This window comes from Rhodococcus sp. DMU2021, from assembly GCF_019641445.1.
In the GTDB taxonomy this organism is placed as follows: domain Bacteria; phylum Actinomycetota; class Actinomycetes; order Mycobacteriales; family Mycobacteriaceae; genus Rhodococcus; species Rhodococcus pyridinivorans.
In genome coordinates, this window is the sequence record NZ_JAIFKB010000018.1 from 33,996 (window position 1) to 48,351 (window position 14,356).

15 protein-coding genes are annotated in these 14,356 nt (G+C 67.9%); 7 read left to right on the forward strand and 8 right to left on the reverse strand.

What is annotated here, in order from left to right:
- Window positions 1–49 precede the first annotated feature (49 nt).
- The 5 genes from K3M35_RS21060 to K3M35_RS21080 all read right to left on the reverse strand — a co-directional run bounded on the left by K3M35_RS21060 (window position 50) and on the right by K3M35_RS21080 (window position 3,919).
- On the reverse strand, window positions 50–670 hold the full coding sequence (locus tag K3M35_RS21060) for an LON peptidase substrate-binding domain-containing protein (protein ID WP_064060386.1): 621 nt from the start codon (window positions 668–670) through the stop codon (window positions 50–52).
- Window positions 670–1,143, reverse strand: a complete 474-nt coding sequence (locus tag K3M35_RS21065) for a DUF309 domain-containing protein (RefSeq protein WP_006553195.1) — start codon at window positions 1,141–1,143, stop codon at window positions 670–672. Before K3M35_RS21065 ends, K3M35_RS21060 begins: the two co-directional genes overlap by 1 nt.
- 37 nt (window positions 1,144–1,180) lie before the next feature.
- On the reverse strand, window positions 1,181–1,924 hold the full coding sequence (locus K3M35_RS21070; protein ID WP_064060387.1) for an ESX secretion-associated protein EspG: 744 nt from the start codon (window positions 1,922–1,924) through the stop codon (window positions 1,181–1,183).
- A 5-nt stretch (window positions 1,925–1,929) separates the two neighbouring features.
- Window positions 1,930–3,213: a PPE domain-containing protein gene (locus tag K3M35_RS21075; RefSeq protein WP_072740450.1), complete on the reverse strand. Its 1,284-nt coding sequence runs from the start codon at window positions 3,211–3,213 to the stop codon at window positions 1,930–1,932.
- Window positions 3,214–3,316: 103 nt separating this feature from the next.
- A complete protein-coding gene (locus tag K3M35_RS21080; RefSeq protein WP_039584224.1) occupies window positions 3,317–3,919 on the reverse strand; it encodes a TetR/AcrR family transcriptional regulator in 603 nt (200 codons plus the stop codon).
- A 292-nt stretch (window positions 3,920–4,211) separates the two neighbouring features.
- On the opposite strand from K3M35_RS21080, the gene K3M35_RS21085 reads away from it, so the two are divergent.
- The 3 genes from K3M35_RS21085 to K3M35_RS21095 all read left to right on the forward strand — a co-directional run bounded on the left by K3M35_RS21085 (window position 4,212) and on the right by K3M35_RS21095 (window position 6,097).
- On the forward strand, window positions 4,212–4,973 hold the full coding sequence (locus K3M35_RS21085) for an SDR family NAD(P)-dependent oxidoreductase (protein WP_024102324.1): 762 nt from the start codon (window positions 4,212–4,214) through the stop codon (window positions 4,971–4,973).
- A 32-nt stretch (window positions 4,974–5,005) separates the two neighbouring features.
- Window positions 5,006–5,764 (forward strand): 3-oxoacyl-ACP reductase FabG, encoded by a 759-nt coding sequence (gene fabG, locus K3M35_RS21090; RefSeq protein ID WP_006554714.1) that lies wholly within the window; start codon window positions 5,006–5,008, stop codon window positions 5,762–5,764.
- Between the two features lie 120 nt (window positions 5,765–5,884).
- Window positions 5,885–6,097: a DUF4287 domain-containing protein gene (locus tag K3M35_RS21095; protein ID WP_006554713.1), complete on the forward strand. Its 213-nt coding sequence runs from the start codon at window positions 5,885–5,887 to the stop codon at window positions 6,095–6,097.
- A gap of 13 nt (window positions 6,098–6,110) precedes the next feature.
- Here K3M35_RS21095 and K3M35_RS21100 read toward each other — a convergent pair whose 3' ends face one another.
- Both K3M35_RS21100 and K3M35_RS21105 read right to left on the reverse strand, forming a co-directional pair.
- Window positions 6,111–7,214, reverse strand: coding sequence for a CaiB/BaiF CoA-transferase family protein (locus K3M35_RS21100; protein ID WP_039584222.1), 1,104 nt, complete (start codon window positions 7,212–7,214; stop codon window positions 6,111–6,113).
- On the reverse strand, window positions 7,211–8,398 hold the full coding sequence (locus tag K3M35_RS21105; RefSeq protein WP_019288237.1) for an acyl-CoA dehydrogenase family protein: 1,188 nt from the start codon (window positions 8,396–8,398) through the stop codon (window positions 7,211–7,213). Before K3M35_RS21105 ends, K3M35_RS21100 begins: the two co-directional genes overlap by 4 nt.
- Window positions 8,399–8,542: 144 nt before the next feature.
- On the opposite strand from K3M35_RS21105, the gene K3M35_RS21110 reads away from it, so the two are divergent.
- Entirely contained in the window at window positions 8,543–9,550 is a 1,008-nt protein-coding gene (locus K3M35_RS21110; RefSeq protein WP_371850687.1) for a LacI family DNA-binding transcriptional regulator, read from the forward strand.
- Between the two features lie 6 nt (window positions 9,551–9,556).
- On the opposite strand, the gene K3M35_RS21115 is transcribed toward K3M35_RS21110, so the two are convergent.
- Window positions 9,557–10,882 (reverse strand): serine/threonine-protein kinase, encoded by a 1,326-nt coding sequence (locus tag K3M35_RS21115; RefSeq protein ID WP_220666946.1) that lies wholly within the window; start codon window positions 10,880–10,882, stop codon window positions 9,557–9,559.
- A gap of 158 nt (window positions 10,883–11,040) precedes the next feature.
- Here K3M35_RS21115 and K3M35_RS21120 point away from each other — a divergent pair, with 158 nt between their 5' ends.
- The 3 genes from K3M35_RS21120 to eutC all read left to right on the forward strand — a co-directional run bounded on the left by K3M35_RS21120 (window position 11,041) and on the right by eutC (window position 14,201).
- Window positions 11,041–11,907: an SGNH/GDSL hydrolase family protein gene (locus K3M35_RS21120; RefSeq protein WP_033097454.1), complete on the forward strand. Its 867-nt coding sequence runs from the start codon at window positions 11,041–11,043 to the stop codon at window positions 11,905–11,907.
- 120 nt (window positions 11,908–12,027) lie between these two features.
- Window positions 12,028–13,440 (forward strand): ethanolamine ammonia-lyase subunit EutB, encoded by a 1,413-nt coding sequence (locus K3M35_RS21125; protein ID WP_220666947.1) that lies wholly within the window; start codon window positions 12,028–12,030, stop codon window positions 13,438–13,440.
- On the forward strand, window positions 13,437–14,201 hold the full coding sequence (gene eutC / locus K3M35_RS21130) for an ethanolamine ammonia-lyase subunit EutC (RefSeq protein ID WP_220666948.1): 765 nt from the start codon (window positions 13,437–13,439) through the stop codon (window positions 14,199–14,201). Before K3M35_RS21125 ends, eutC begins: the two co-directional genes overlap by 4 nt.
- Window positions 14,202–14,356: the final 155 nt, after the last annotated feature.

Genomic DNA, 14,356 nt, shown 5'->3' on the forward strand with positions numbered 1-14,356 from the left:
GCGAGACCGGCGGAGCGATGTTCCCACTCACCGGGTGGGCGCACGCGTCTCAGCCCTTCAGCTTCCATTCCGCGAGATCGACTGCGGTAGAGATCGCTTCGAGCAGCACGGCCATACGTTCGGCCGGACCCGGTGCGGCGAGAACCGCGTACCGGTCCGCTTCGCCCATCGGTACGTACCGGGCGAGCGCGAACAGTCGCGCCCCGGGATCCTCCGGTAGTTCGGTGGTGGCGGGAGGCAACGGAGCACGGCCACCCGTGAGGCGGTCAAGCACCCCGTACAACCGGCCCATCGGTCCGGTGATCGCGGCGAAATCCACCGGCCCCGAATCGGTGTCGGGCCAGGGCTCCACCTCGGCGATGGGGTAGGGATCGTCGGGCAACCATCGGGCGACGCGAATGCGTTCCTCTGCAATGCATTCGAGTTCGCGGCGACCTGCACCGACGTCGGTGTCGACCATGATCCGCGCGACGGTGCCGACGTCGTGTCGCTGCTCGCCTCCGCCCACCTCGTGTCCCCGGGCGATGAGGACGACTCCGAAGCGGGGGCCGTCCGGCGATGCCGTGCAGTCCTGGACGAGTTGCTGGTACCTCGGCTCGAAGATGCGCAACGGCAGGTCGGACCCGGGAAGCAGCGCGGTGCCGAGCGGGAACATGGGCAGTGTCGGCATCAGGGCATCCTCAGGCGCGGGGTCGGGGGAGCGGGGATCGGTTCGTCGCGAGCGATCTCGGTGAGCAGATGATCGGCCCAACTCGCCAGGCCGTCGATGTCGAGCCGGTACGGCGGTTCGTCCTCGTAGTGCCGCACCCGCGCCTGTCCCTGCTTCAACAGTGACTCCGCGCCGGTGGGGTTTCCCCGGAGCAGGTGGGTCAGCCCCACGGCGAGCTGGGCGAGGCCCTGCCACAGGGGACGTTCCTCGGGTGGTGCCTTCTTCCACATTGCCTCGAAGACCTCGTGGGCATGGAACGGAAAACCGTGGTCGAGGAGACGCTGACCTTCGGCGATGGTCTCCTCGACATCCAGATCGAGGTCTTCGGGAACACGTTCGACGCCTTCTTCGCCCGGCGGCAACGGACGCCCCAGGGCGTCGCGCGGACGCGCGTTCTGCGGCCTGCCGTCGGGTGTGCGGTCCCGGTCCGTCATGTCGCCAGCCTAGACGAACGGCCGCTTCGGGAAGGGATCACTGGCGTCGCAGAACGCCGCTCCGACCCTCGTGCGAGGGCCTGCGCATCCGGGACAGTTGCGCCGACAGTTCCCGGACGAAAGCGTCGACGGTGCCCGGTGCGACGCGGAGGTCGGGACCGGGGACGAAGAGATACCGGCCGTCGCCCACGACGTCGAACCAGCCGATGTCGGCGACGGGTGTGTACCCCGGATTCGAGTACCGCAGGATGCGGATGCTGCCGGTGGCCGAGCGTTCGCGACGCAGCAACCGGCGCAACGACTCTGCGTGCGTGCCACCCGCAGGGCGCCGGACCGCGCCGAACTCGGAGGGCTCGAGCACGTCGCGGCTCGAGGCGGTGCGTGCGTGTTCGCGGCCCGCTGCCACGACCGGAAGGTGCCCGAGGATCGCACCCGCGAGGTCGGTGGTCGTGGTGATGCGGATGTCGCCTGCGGCAGGCGCCTGACGGGCGAGGACGGCCTGCTCGCCGGTCGCGGCGGCACGGACGAAGACCTCGTAGGCCGGGTCGGTGGAGCGGCCGTAGACCTCCACCGCGACCTCCCCGATCAGCAGGATCCGCATCGCGTCGTCGAGGGCAGGGTCGGGTGTCTCGTGCAGCCACGTGCGGGCGGCCTGGAGGTTCGCGGCGTGCTCGTCCTCCCATATCGCTGAGGTGCGATAACGCAGTGGGAAGGGGAACTCGTCGCCGCCCGCGGCGGTGCACGCCGCCAGGAATCGGTCGGGTGTGAGATGCCGGTCCATAGCGTTCAGGCCCCCAGAACCGGCGGGGCGGTGTCGGGCAGCGACCCGATCAGTTCGTTCCCGTTCTCACCGGTGACGAGATAACCGGCCGCGCGTTTGTCCTGCTCGTCGCCGCGGGACGAGGCCGGCGGGATCATTCCCGGCATCATGCCGAACGGACGGGCGCCGGCACCCCGCGCTGCGGCGGCACCGGGCCCACCGGCGACACCACCGGCGGGCGCAGCTCCGGCGACGAGCGGAGCGGGACCCGCCGCGGGCGATGCGCCCGCAGAGCCGACCCCCCCGGCGCCCGGTAGGCCACCGCCGACACCTCCGCCCGACCCGGAGGGTGGCGAACCGTACGACTGACCGGTCGGGCTCGCGGAGTTGCCGCCCGCGGCCGGGGAGGTGGATGCAGGAGTGGTCGCTGCGGACTCGTTCGAACCCACGCCACCTGCCGAATCGGTACCTTCCGCCCGGCCGTCCGTGCCTTCACCGGACGACGGTGCGTCCGTACGGTTCTCCGCTTCCGTGGCGGGCTGCCCACCCGGACGTTCTCCGTCCCCGCCCGGGATTCCCGTCGGGTCGCCGGCGGTCCGGGCGCCGCCGACACCTGGTGTGCTGTAACCCTGGGGAACGAATGCTTCCGTGGCGCGACTCGTCGTGGCGGCATACGGGGAGGGCAGGACCGGAACCGCCGTGCCGGAATCGCGGTAGTACGGCTTGTAGAGGGCTTCCATCACCCGCACGGCCTGGGCGCGAACGGCTTCCTCCTGGCGGGCGGCAGCAGCACCTGCGACGGGATCGAGCGCGTACAGCACCGACGACGTAATCACCGTGGGTGGAGGCACGGACGCTCGCACCCGTTCGCCGACGTCGGCGGCAATACGGAGTTTCTCGGACGTCGCGCGTGCGGCATCGGACAACTGTTGTGCGGATTCGCCGAATCGCACCGTCGCGCCCATCGCGGCGTCGGCCGCCGGACCCTCCCAGTGTTGGCCGATGAGCTTGCGGATCATCAGCGTTCCCCACGCGACGGTGAGGCTGAAACCCTTTCCGAGTTCGGCCCATTCGGTGGCCAGGGTGGTCATCGCGACGGGATTGATGCTCTGGGCGAGCCGGTGGATGTCGGCATGCTCCATGCCGTGGAAGTTCTCGAATGCTGCGATGTATTCGGGATCGACTCCCGCGTCGATACGCGCGGCCAGCGCGTCGTAATTGGACTGCCGGCGGGCGACAGAGTCGGGGGCTGGGGCGTCGACCCCGAGCGACACCAGTAGTCGGTCGACGACGTTGTCATTCGTGGACATGGACGACAGCTCCCCCTCGATGCTCTCGCGTCTCGAGGAGTCGACGGCGGCGCGATATCCCCCTGCCCACGTAGATCCCCCCGATCCGATGGTGGCGACGATGCTAACGCACGGCACCGACCAGACGCAGGGCAAGATCGGCATACAGGTCGCTGATCGTCGCGGCGTCGTCGTAGCGGCCCGAGGGATACCAACGGCACACGTCGACGCAGAGCGACATCAGGGCGAGAGTGACACCTTCGGCATCCGGGAGGGTGAACTCGCCCGAGACGTGGCCGTCGTCCACGACACCCCGCACGACCTGCGTGGTCTGCCGTCGTAGTCCGACGATCGTGCGGTAGTGCTCGCGGTCGAGCGCGGCCAGCTCGTACTGGATGACCCGGCTCCATCGGTGGTTCTCCGCCTGCCAGGCGGCGAAGCGGCCGATGACGGAGGCGAGCCGAACGGACGGCTCGGCATCGGGGCGGTCAGCGTTCTCGACGACCTGCAGGGCGAGGGCGTGTCCCTCGTAGGCGATGGCGAAGAGTAGCTCCTCCTTGGACGCGTAGTGCGGATACATCGCGGCGGGACTCATGCCGAGTCGCGCCGCGATCCGGCGCGTCGTGGTGCCGCCGTAGCCGTGCTCCGCGAACTCGTCTATCGCGGCCGTGCGGATGCGAGCCGCGGCCTTGGATCCGCCGACGACGTCGTCCCATGCATCACTCACGAGAGCGCTTCCGTTCTGTCCGGTTGGTGTTGACAAGCCCGCTACGGCATCGCACGATAAGCGAGCGCTTAGAAATAAGCCAGTGCTTATCGACTTGGTAACGGTGGGTGCGACGCGGGGTCCTCTCCGCGCTGCAACGCCCGCGGCAACATAGGATCCGCCGAAGAGAAGAATAGGAACTGGCTCTGAAAGGCAGTGCTGTCCAATCAAATTGGATACAGGCTGTTTGGTGGATGAGAAGGCGGTCGGCTATACAGTTCCTGTAGGCCCCGTCACAGCGAGGAGATGACGTATGTCCGTGCTCGACCGCTTCCGTCTCGACGGCCGCGTTGCCATCGTCACCGGTGCCTCTTCGGGCCTCGGTGTCGCATTCACCCGAGGGCTGGCCGAGGCAGGGGCCGACGTCGTGCTCGCCGCACGCCGCCTCGACCGTCTCGAGGAGACCGCCGCGCTGGTCCGGGAGGCCGGACGGCAGGCCGTCACGGTCGAGACCGACATCGCCGATCCCGAACAGGCGCAGCGCATGGTCGATCATGCGGTCGAGCAACTCGGCCGGGTGGACATCCTCATCAACAATGCCGGTATCGGCACCGCCGTGCCCGCCACCAAGGAGACCCCCGAGCAGTTCCGGCAGGTCATCGACATCAACCTGAACGGATCCTATTGGGCGGCACAGGCCGTCGGCCGTGTGATGCAGCCCGGTAGCTCGATCGTCAACATCTCGTCGGTTCTCGGTCTCACCACGGCAGGCCTGCCGCAGGCCGCGTACTCGGCCAGCAAGGCGGGCGTCATCGGCCTCACGCGCGACCTCGCGCAGCAGTGGGGAGCACGCAAGGGAATCCGCGTCAACGCCATCGCACCCGGCTTCTTCCGGACGGAGATGACGGACGAATACCAGCCCGGATACCTCGACTCGATGAAGCAGCGAATCATCCTCGGCCGGACCGGCGATTCCGAGGAGATCGCGGCCACCGCAGTCTGGCTGGCATCCGACGCCGCCGCCTACGTCACCGGTCAGACCATCGCCGTGGACGGCGGACTCACCATCACCTGACGGCACCACCCATCCCCCAACGGAGGAACGCTATGAGCACACAGCCCCGCACTGCCATCGTCACCGGAGCCGCACGCGGCATCGGCGCAGCCGTAGCGAAGCGGCTCGCCGGCGACGGCTACCGGGTCGCCGTCCTCGACCTCGACGAATCCGCCTGCAAGGACACCGTTTCGGCTATCGAGTCCGCCGGTGGCAAGGCACTCGCCGTGGGCGCCGACGTCTCCGACGAGAAGTCCGTCGCCGCTGCCGTCGAGAAGGTCGCCACCGAACTCGGCGAACCCACCGTCCTGATCAACAACGCCGGCATCACGCGCGACAACCTGCTGTTCAAGATGACGGTCGAGGACTGGGACGCCGTCATGAACGTGCACCTGCGTGGCGCCTTCCTCATGACGCGTGCCGTCCAGAGCTACATGGTCGACGCCAAGTTCGGTCGCATCGTCAACCTCTCGAGCACCTCGGCCCTCGGCAACCGCGGCCAGGTCAACTACTCCGCTGCCAAGGCCGGCATGCAGGGCTTCACGAAGACCCTCGCGATCGAGCTGGGCAAGTTCGGTGTCACCGCCAACGCCATCGCGCCGGGCTTCATCGCCACCGAGATGACCGCCGCGACCGCCGAGCGTCTCGGCCTGTCGTTCGACGACTTCAAGTCGAACATCGCGGCCGACATCCCGGTCGGCCGTATCGGCGAGGTCGACGACATCGCCCACACCGCATCGTTCCTCGCGTCCGAGGGCGCGGGCTTCGTGTCCGGTCAGGTCATCTACGTGGCCGGTGGCCCGAAGGCCTGATCCCCTTCCATACATCCGTGCCGCCGCGTTCCATCCGGGACTGCGGCGCCGCGGTCTTTTCTGTTGCGGATCGAACGGAACGGCCCGACCGTGTCGGTCGCCTCGGTTAACCTCTCCGGCATGAGCGAGAAGGTCAAGGGGCCCCAGTCGTACTTTCCGTCGATCGAGCAGAAGTACGGACGCCCGATCGAGGAGTGGAAGAACATGATCCGCGCCTCGGATCTCGCCGAGCACATGGAGCTCGTGAACTGGCTGAAGCAGGAACACGGGATGGGCCACGGGCACGCGAATGCTCTCGTCGCCCACACTCTGAAGGAACAGAAGTCCGAGTGACGAGAGCGTCCGACTACGCCAGCCGCGGGGGTGCGGTGCGGTAGGTCGCAGGGGTGGCGCTGAGCCGGATCGGGTTGGCGATCTGACGAAGCGGAGCGTCCCGGTCGGGATCGTCGATCGACACCACCGGCGACAGACCGAGTCGTTCGGCGAGCGCGACCGCGTCGGCGATGTCGTTGAGCGGTCCGCATGGCACCCGGGCTGCGGTCAGAGCGTCGAACCACGCGTCGGCGGTGTCCGTCGACAGCAATTCGTCGAGGATCTTCGTCAGCTCCTCCCGGTTCGCGACGCGGGCGGTGTTCGTGGTGAACCGCTCGTCGGTGGCGAGTTCGGGTGCGCCGAGAACCGCGACCAGGGAAGCGAATTGACGGTCGTTGCCCACGGCGAGGACGAACGGCCGGTCTGCCGTGTGGAACACCTCGTAGGGCGCGATGCTCGGATGGCGATTGCCCATCGCCTTCGGCACCACCCCTGCCGCGACGTAGCCGGACGATTGGTTCGCCAGCGCCGACAACAGGGACGACAGCAGGTTCACCTCGACACGCTGGCCCTCGCCGGTGCGGTCGCGGTGCCGTAGCGCGGCGAGAATGCCGAGCGCAGCGTGCATTCCGGTGATGATGTCGACCACGGCGACACCGACCTTGGTGGGTGTCGCATGGTCGGGCCCGGTGATGCTCATCAGACCGCCGACGGCTTGGATGAGCAGGTCGTAACCGGGCAGGTCGTTGTGCCCGCCGAAGCCGGTGATCGAGGTGTAGACGATGCCGGGGTCGAGTTCCCGGACCTGCTCGTATCCGAGCCCGAGCCGAGTCATCGTGCCGGGCAGGAAGTTCTCGACGACGACATCGGCGCGGGCGACGAGATCGCGTGCCTGCTCGAGTCCTTCGTCGGTGGTCAGGTCGATGGCCACCGATTTCTTGTTGCGGTTGACGCCGAGGAAATAGGTCGACTCGTCGCCGGCCCAGGGTGGTCCCCAGTGCCGGGTGTCGTCCCCGAAGCCGGGTCGTTCGATCTTGACGACCTCTGCCCCGAGGTCGGCGAGCAGCATGGTGGCGTAGGGGCCGGCGAGCACGCGACCGAAGTCGGCGATCACCAGCCCTTCCAACGCTCCGCTCACCGGAAGGCTGCCTCACCGGTCAGCGCCTTGCCGATGGTCAGCTGATGGACCTCGGAGGTGCCCTCGTAGGTCAGCACCGATTCGAGGTTGTTGGCGTGACGAATGACGGGGTACTCGAGCGTGATTCCGTTGGCGCCGAGGATGGTCCGGCACTCGCGGGCGATGGCGATGGCCTCACGCACGTTGTTGAGCTTGCCGAGGCTGACCTGCTCCGGGGCGATCTCGCCGCGGTCCTTGATGCGACCGAGGTGGTAGGCGAGCAGGTGGCCCTTGCCGACCTCGAGCGCCATGTCGGCGATCTTGGCCTGGGTGAGCTGGTAGCCGGCGAGCGGCTTGTCGAACACTTCGCGGGACTGCGAGTACTCGACGGCGGTCTCGAGGCAGTCGCGGGCGGCACCGATGGCACCGAAGACGATGCCGAAGCGGGCCTCGCCGAGGGAGGTCAGCGGTCCGCGCAGACCCTCGGCCTTCGGCATCATCGCCGAGGAGGGCAGACGCACGCCGTCGAGGATGAGCTCCGATGTGACCGAGGCGCGCAGCGACATCTTGGAGTGGATCTCCGGTGCGGAGAAACCGGGGGTGTCGGTGGGGACGACGAAGCCGCGGATGCCCTTGGCGCCTTCTTCGAGGTCGGTCTGCGCCCAGACGACGGCGACGTCGGCGATCGAGCCGTTGGTGATCCACATCTTGGTGCCGTTGAGGATCCAGTCGTCGCCGTCGCGCTTTGCGTTGGTGCGCATCCCGGCGGGGTTGGAACCGAAGTCGGGCTCGGTCAGGCCGAAGCAACCGATGGCCTCACCGGCGGCCATGCGGGGGAGCCATTCCTGCTTCTGCTCCTCGCTGCCCCAGTGGTGGATGGAGAACATCGCCAGCGAGCCCTGCACGGACACGAGGCTGCGGATGCCGGAGTCGACGGCCTCGAGTTCGAGGCAGGCCAGGCCGTAGGCGGTGGCGCTCATGCCGGCGCAGCCGTAGCCGTCGAGGTGCATGCCGAGCACACCGAGCTGTCCGAGTTCCTTGGCGAGCTCGCGTGCCGGGAGCTTGGCTTCCTCGAACCACTGGGCCACGTGCGGGCGGATGCGCTCGTTGCCGAACTTGCGGACGGTGTCGCGGATGTCGATCTCCTCCTGCTCGAGCAGGGAGTCGAGGGCGAACAGCTGGGTGAGCGACTGAGCGTTGGACATGGCCTTCTCCGGTGGTCGAGGAAACGTTTGTCAGAACGATTGTGAGAACGTTTGCGCGATCGATTGCATGGCCTACGCTAAAGACACGTTCCGGGCACGTCAACTCGGAATACGAACTCGATGCCGTACGAGCAGGAGAGCCGCATGCCCCGTCCCGACCGCGCCCCGACGCTCAAGGAGATCGCCGAGCGCGCCGGTGTCCACGTCTCGACGGCATCCCGTGTGCTGCGCCAGCCCGAACCGGTCGACGGCTGGTCGGACTCGGCACTACGGGTGCGGGAGGTCGCGGTCGAACTGGGATATCGCCCCAACCTGTGGGCGGCGAGCTTGCGGACCCGCAAGACCACGACCCTCGGTGTCGTCATGCCCCGACTCACCGACGGCGTGGTCGCCACGACCTACCAGGGCATCGAGGAAGCCGCCACGAAAGCGGGCTACTCGGTACTGCTGTCGAGCCCACCCGACGACCTCGAGGCACAACGTCGCGCCATCGCGCTGCTCGTGGGCCGGCAGGTCGACGGTCTGCTGCTGAGCAGCATGCACCTCCCGGGTGGTCCGTTCGTCGAGTCGCTGGTACTCGGATCGCTGCCCATCCTCGCGGTCACCCGGCACGCCGATGCGGGGTTGCCGTTCGTGGTGGGCGACGACTACCGGGGTGGAGCACTGGCCGCCCGGCACCTTCTCGACCGCGGTTACGACGACCTGGCGATCATCGCCGGCCCCGACCACGCCAGCACCGCCCGCGACCGCCGCGACGGCTTCGTCGACACTCTGAAGGAAGCGTCGGCGCCACTGCCGCCCGAGCGGGTCATGCGGTCGAGCTTCGACGTCGCCGGGGGTGTGGAGGCCGCGCGTGCGCTGCTGGACCGCCCCGACCGTCCCCGCGCGATCTTCGCGGTCAGCGACACCGTCGCCATCGGCATCCTCGGTGTCGCCCGCGACCTCGGTCTGTCCATCCCGGACGATCTCGCCGTGGTCGGCTACAACGACATCCCCGTCGTGGCGCAGCTGCCGGTTCCGCTCACCACCGTGCGATCGCCCGCGCACGATATCGGGGTGACGGCCATCGAGCGGCTCCTCGAACTCGTGCGAAATGGAGAAACGGAATCGACGCGACTTCCCGTCGAACTCGTGGTGCGCGCCTCGAGCTGAGCGATCTCACCCGTTACCGCGGCCACTGTTCCCGTTGCCGGTGTTCCCGTTCCCATTGCCGTTGTTGCCGTTGTGGTTCCCGTTGTTCCCCTGCGAGTTTCCGTTACCGTTGTTGTTGCCGGGTCCGTTGTTTCCGCGGGACTCGGGTTCGGACCTCGTGGGCCCGGCATCCGCAGGCGGTGCGACGGGAGCGGTCTCCGGAGCGGGCACGACGGGCGGAACCACGGCGGTCTCGTCCGCTGTGCGCGCCGGGGCGACCGTGGATTCGGGGGTCGCAGGAAGCTCGGTGGTTGCCGGTACCCGCTCGGGCGTCGATGCGGACATGCCCGGCGTCCGCGTCTCCGGTGTGGCCGCCGGCGGGGAATCGCCCCGCCCGAATCCGAGTGCGAGACCGCCCACGGCGAGCGCCCCGACCAGCGTCAGACCCGCTGCGACGAGAACTCCACGGGAACGGTCCGTGCCTGCAGTGGTCGTCGGTCCGCCGATCTCACTCGCCGGCAGGAAGGCTGTCGCAGCGCGGTTTCCGTCGGAATTCTGCAATGCCACGAGCATCTCGTGCGCACTGCGGAACCGGTCGGAAGGCTCTCGTGCCATGGCCCGTTCGATCACCGCGACGAACCCCGGATGGGCGTCCGGGCGGAGATCGGCGAGTGGCTGCGGCCGGTCGTGCGTGATGGCCCGTGCCAGCGCGAGGATGTTGTCCTCGGCGAACGGCCTCCGCCCGCACAGGGACTCGTAGCCGACGACCCCGACCGCGTACAGATCGTCCGTCACGGACGCGGGGTGTCCGGTGATGCGGTCCGGGCTCAGATAGGCGACGGTCCCCACGAGTTCACCGGTGTGGGTGAGGTCGTCGCCGACGCTCTTCGCGATACCGAAGTCGGCGACCTTGATCTCGCCGTTCTCTGTGATGAGCACGTTCGCCGGCTTGATGTCCCGGTGGAGGATCCCCGCACCGTGCGCGGCGACGAGCGCCTCGAGAATTCCGGCGAGCACCGTGCGCACCCGATCGGCGGGTAGGGGTCCGCGGGTGATGTCGTCGGCGAGGGTCCGCCCGGAGAGCCGTTCCATAACGATGTAAGGACGTCCGTCGTGTTCACCCGTGTCGTACACGGCGACGATGCGAGGGTGGTTCAGGGCCGCGGCGGCCCGGGCCTCGACTTCGAAACGACGTCGTACGTCCGGTCTGCTGCAGACCTCCCGTCCGAGCAGTTTGACGGCGACGGGCCGGTGGAGGCGGGTGTCCCAACCGTCGTGGATCTCGCCGCTGCCGCCCACGCCGAGCAGACCGCTCAGCTCGTAGCGGCCGTCGAGAACTTTGTGGACGGTCACAGGTCGACGGTAGCCGTTCGAAGGGGGGAGTAAACAAAATGCGCTGGTGGGAGGATGTGTGCCCGAGCTTCATCCGTGATCTTCACCCGGTGCTCGTAACGCGTTTGTAATTCGTGCCGATCTCATGCCCGGGAGAACCACGCTGCCGGAGGGTCTGGATGAAGACGATTGTGCGAGCCGGGATCGTCGCCGGCATGGCAGCTGCATCGATGGTGTGGCCGGTGTCCGCGATGAGCGACCCGGGTAGCGAGCAGGGCATCCGATACGTCGCGCTCGGTGACTCGCGTGCCGCCGGACCCTACCTCGACGCAGCGGCGATGCTCAGCGGATGTGCCCGCGCGGATGCGGGATATCCGAACCTCGTCGCGGGTTCGCTTCAGACCGTCAGCTTCGTCAACGTCGCGTGTTCGGGTGCACGCACCGAGCACATCACGTCCGTCCCGCAGCAGACGTCGACCGGATCGGTCCCGCCGCAGATCGATTCGCTCCCTCCGGACACGAATCTCGTCACGCTGAGCATCGGCGGCAACGATGTCGGCTGGGCGGGGCTCGTCTCGGCCTGTTACACCGAGCTTCCGGGCGGCGATGCGCACTGCCGCACCGATCCGGGCACCACGTCGCGCATGGACACCGCCCTGAGTGCACTCGGACCGAAGCTCACCGCGACACTCACCGCCGTCCAGCAACGCGCACCACGCGCACGGGTTTTGCTGGTCGGGCACGGCGGTGTTTTCGGCAACCGGGGTTGCTGGCCCAACATCCCCACCAGCGATGCCGACGCCTCCTTCGTGACGAACTTCTTCGTGCGGATGAACCGAGTACTCGCCCGCTCCGCCGGCGAGGCCGGTGCCGAGTTCGTCGACGTCATGGCCGGATCCGAAGGACACGACGCGTGTGCGCCCTCCGAGCAGCGCTTCTACGAGGGACGGCAGTCGCTGTCGCTGGCGAAGGCACTGCACCCTACCGCTGCGGGGATGCGGCACATGGCGCAGCGGGTGACGAACGTCTGGTACCAGCGAAGCTAGGAACCGACGACCAGCGACGTTTCGTTCGCGACACTCGCCGGACACGACAGCGAAAAAGTGGAATGCTGCACTCCACTGCGTGCTCACATCCGTCGAACCGGTCCTGCGCGGGAGGCCTCGATGACGATCTACCGACAACAGCTCGGCGGAACCGGTTACGTCTTCGACGGCCTCGTCGACCTGCTCGGGAAAGCCTCTCCGCGCCGTTCGGGCGATGAACTCGCCGGATGCGCTGCCACCTCGGATGCAGAACGCGCCGCGGCACAGCTGGCCCTCGCCGACCTCCCGCTGACCACCTTCCTCACCGAGGCAGTCGTCCCGTACGAGACCGACGAGGTCACCAGGCTGATCGTCGACACCCACGACGCGACGGCCTTCGCGCCGGTCTCGCACATGACCGTCGGGGAACTGCGCGACCACCTCCTGGAGGTCGCGGCCCGACCGGACTCCGCCGACGTGCTCGCGGCACTCGCGCCGGGACTCACCCCGGAGACGGTCGCGGCGACCAGCAAGATCATGCGCAATCAAGACCTCATCGCGGTCTCCCGCGCTGCGACGGCGACCAGCGCGTTCCGCACGACCATCGGATTGCCCGGGCGGCTCGCGACGCGCCTGCAACCGAACCATCCCGTCGACGACCCGCGTGGGGTCGCCGCGTCCGTTCTCGACGGCCTGCTGATGGGATGCGGCGACGCGGTCGTCGGCATCAATCCGGCGAGCGACTCGCCGCACGCCGTGTCCGACCTGCTGCACCTGCTCGACGAGATCCGGCAACGATTCGAGATTCCCACCCAGTCGTGCGTGCTGACCCACGTCACCACCACCATCGACCTGATCGAGAAGGACGCACCCGTCGACCTGGTGTTCCAATCGGTCGCCGGCACCGAGGGCGCCAACCGCAGCTTCGGTGTGGACCTCGCAGTGCTGCGGGAGGGCAACGAGGCCGGCAGGTCGCTGCGACGGGGGACCGTCGGCAACAACGTCATGTACTTCGAGACCGGGCAGGGTTCGGCGTTGTCGTCGGGAACCCATTTCGGAACCGGTGGCAGGCCGGTGGATCAGCAGACCCTCGAAGCGCGCGCGTATGCCGTTGCGCGCGAGTTCGAACCGCTGCTCGTCAACACCGTCGTCGGGTTCATCGGACCGGAATACCTGTACGACGGCAAGCAGATCATCCGCGCGGGTCTCGAAGACCAGTTCTGCGGCAAACTCCTCGGCCTGCCGATGGGTGTGGACGTCTGCTACACCAATCATGCCGAGGCCGATCAGGACGACATGGACACCCTGCTGACCCTGTTGGCCGTTGCCGGAACAGCATTCGTCATCACCGTGCCGGGTGCCGACGACGTGATGCTCGGCTATCAATCGCTGTCGTTCCACGACGCGCTGTACGTGCGGGAGGCCGCCGACCTGCGGCCGGCACCGGAGTTCGAGGACTGGCTACGCAGGCAGGGTATGGCGGACGATGTCGGTCGCATCCTGCCGGTGGACGTCGGCACGTCCCCTCTGCGCGCACTCGGAGGTGCCTTGTGAGCGACCTGTGGGACGAACTGCGTCGGCACACTCAGGCCCGGATCGGACTGGGACGCACCGGGAACAGCATCCCGACGCGCCGTCATCTGGAATTCGTGGCGGCCCATGCCGAGGCGCGCGACGCCGTGCACGTCCCGCTCGATGTGCATTCCTTGGCTCAGCGGGTTCGTGATCTCGGGCTCGGTGAGCAGTTGATCGTGGAAAGCGCAGCAGGAGATCGCAGTACGTATCTGCGTCGCCCCGACCTCGGCCGGCAGCTCGCCGAGGGGACCACGCTGCCGCGCATGGAGGCCGATCTCGGTATCGCGCTGTGCGACGGGTTGTCGTCCACCGCTCTCGACGCCCACGGACCCGATCTGCTCGCGGCGATCGTCGCTGCCCTGCCCGGGTTGACCGTGGCGTCACCGGTGATCGCGACGCAGGCCCGCGTCGCGCTGGGCGACCATATCGGTGAGCGGCTCGGCGTCACGACGATGCTCGTGATCATCGGCGAACGGCCCGGCCTGTCGGTGGCCGACAGTGTCGGCGTGTATCTGACGCACCACCCGACGCCGGGACGCAGTGACGCCGAACGCAACTGCGTGTCGAATATCCACCCGCCCGGCGGGATGACCTACGAGCACGCGGCGCGCGTCGTCGCGGCCCTCGTGAACGGGGCGCGGCAGTTGGGGGCCTCGGGGGTGGCGTTGAAGGACACCTCGCGGGATCCCGCACTCACCGACCCCGACAGCGGAGCGCGAAACGGTCAGCAGAGCGCGTAATAGCGCGCACCTATGACCACTTCGCGCTCTGCTGCCCTCGGTCGAGGGCGGAGGATTGCGCCGTTGTGTGCAGATTGCCAGGGTACATCTCACTCGTCCCACTGCCTATGTTGCTGTGTCCGAGCAAGCTTTTCGAGAGGTAGACAACCTGAAGA

Coding starts and splice junctions, on each gene's coding strand:
- K3M35_RS21060 (WP_064060386.1), bottom strand. CDS start 670: ATGCCGACACTGCCCATGTTCCCGCTCGGCACCGCGCTGCTTCCCGGG.
- K3M35_RS21065 (WP_006553195.1), bottom strand. CDS start 1,143: ATGACGGACCGGGACCGCACACCCGACGGCAGGCCGCAGAACGCGCGT.
- K3M35_RS21070 (WP_064060387.1), bottom strand. CDS start 1,924: ATGGACCGGCATCTCACACCCGACCGATTCCTGGCGGCGTGCACCGCC.
- K3M35_RS21075 (WP_072740450.1), bottom strand. CDS start 3,213: ATGTCCACGAATGACAACGTCGTCGACCGACTACTGGTGTCGCTCGGG.
- K3M35_RS21085 (WP_024102324.1), top strand. CDS start 4,212: ATGTCCGTGCTCGACCGCTTCCGTCTCGACGGCCGCGTTGCCATCGTC.
- fabG (WP_006554714.1), top strand. CDS start 5,006: ATGAGCACACAGCCCCGCACTGCCATCGTCACCGGAGCCGCACGCGGC.
- K3M35_RS21095 (WP_006554713.1), top strand. CDS start 5,885: ATGAGCGAGAAGGTCAAGGGGCCCCAGTCGTACTTTCCGTCGATCGAG.
- K3M35_RS21105 (WP_019288237.1), bottom strand. CDS start 8,398: ATGTCCAACGCTCAGTCGCTCACCCAGCTGTTCGCCCTCGACTCCCTG.
- K3M35_RS21110 (WP_371850687.1), top strand. CDS start 8,543: ATGCCCCGTCCCGACCGCGCCCCGACGCTCAAGGAGATCGCCGAGCGC.
- K3M35_RS21120 (WP_033097454.1), top strand. CDS start 11,041: ATGAAGACGATTGTGCGAGCCGGGATCGTCGCCGGCATGGCAGCTGCA.
- K3M35_RS21125 (WP_220666947.1), top strand. CDS start 12,028: ATGACGATCTACCGACAACAGCTCGGCGGAACCGGTTACGTCTTCGAC.